This is a genomic window from Streptomyces sp. NPDC006265, from assembly GCF_040613555.1.
GTDB lineage: Bacteria > Actinomycetota > Actinomycetes > Streptomycetales > Streptomycetaceae > Streptomyces.
The window spans coordinates 1-1,378 of the sequence record NZ_JBEXSH010001416.1; the positions used below are offsets into that span (position 1 = coordinate 1).

Annotated in this window: 1 protein-coding gene and 1 pseudogene; one reads left to right on the forward strand and one right to left on the reverse strand. The window is 71.8% G+C overall.

The genetic code is table 11. From position 1 onward, the window contains the following. Positions 1-102: 102 nt before the first annotated feature. A pseudogene (locus ABZ281_RS49400) lies at positions 103-642 on the forward strand (pantoate--beta-alanine ligase); the annotation flags it as partial. A gap of 70 nt (positions 643-712) precedes the next feature. Here the strand turns inward: ABZ281_RS49400 and ABZ281_RS49405 are convergent. Continuing rightward, the coding region (locus tag ABZ281_RS49405; protein WP_356665391.1) for an aldehyde dehydrogenase family protein at positions 713-1,378 on the reverse strand (666 nt) is incomplete at its 5' end.

The window sequence follows — 1,378 nt, forward strand, 5'->3', positions numbered from 1 at the left end:
ATCTGCCTGGCCGCCGGTGTCGTCGAGCCGCCCGGATCGCCCGCGGTGGCCGGGGTGTTCGCTACTCGCCCACGGGACCGACGGCACCGAAGGGGACGCCCGATGACCACCACCCTGCTGCGCACCGCGGGCGAACTGCACGCACGCGCGCATGCGGGCCGGCGCGCCGTGGTGATGACCATGGGGGCGCTGCACGAGGGCCACGCCACGCTGATCCGCACCGCCCGCGGCATCGCCGGGCCGGACGGCGAGGTCGTCGTCACGGTCTTCGTCAACCCGCTCCAGTTCGGCCAGGGCGAGGACCTCGACCGCTACCCGCGCACCCTGGACGCCGACCTCGTCCTCGCCGGACAGTCGGGAGCTGACGTCGTGTTCGCCCCCGCCGTGGAGGAGGTCTACCCGGGCGGCGAGCCCCAGGTCCGCATCACCGCGGGCCCCATGGGCGAGCGCCTGGAGGGCTCCTCCCGCCCCGGCCACTTCGACGGCATGCTCACCGTCGTCGCCAAGCTGCTGCACCTCACCCGCCCCGACGTCGCCCTGTACGGCCAGAAGGACGCCCAGCAGCTCGCGCTGATCCGCCGCATGGTGCGGGACCTGAACTTCGGCGTGGAGATCGTCGGCGTGCCCACGGTCCGTGAGGAGGCGTACTGCTCCATGCGCGTGGTGCCCTTTCGGAGGGTGGACGGCCGTTGGTCAGGCGGCCTGCAAACGGCTATCGGTCCCCGAACACGGTGCGGTGCCAGTCCTTCGCTGCCACCGCGGTGTTGTCGAACATGACGTGTTTGATCTGGGTGTACTCCTCGAACGAGTACGCGGACATGTCCTTGCCGTAGCCGGAGGACTTGTGGCCGCCGTGCGGCATCTCGCTGATGATCGGGATGTGGTCGTTGATCCAGACACAGCCGGCCTTGATCTCGCGCGTGGCCCGGTTGGCCCGGTACACGTCCCGGCTCCAGGCGGAGGCGGCCAGGCCGTACGGGGTGTCGTTGGCGAGCGCGAGGCCCTCGTCGTCGGTGTCGAACGGCAGCACGACCAGGACGGGTCCGAAGATCTCCGACTGGACGACCTCGCTGTCCTGGGCCGCGTCGGCGATCAGGGTGGGCCGGTAGTAGGCGCCCTTGGCCAGCTCCCCCTCGGGTGCCTCGCCGCCGGTGACCACACGCGCGTAGGCCCGCGCCCGATCCACGAATCCGGCGACCCGGTCCCGCTGCACATGGGAGATCAGCGGGCCGAGGTCGGTGCCGGCGGCGAGGGGGTCGCCGAGCCGGACCGTCTCCATGAGCGCCGCGGTCCGCTCCACGAAGGCGTCGTAGAGCGGCCGCTGCACGTACGCGCGCGTGGCGGCCGTGCAGTCCTGCCCGGGGGTGATCAGGGAGCC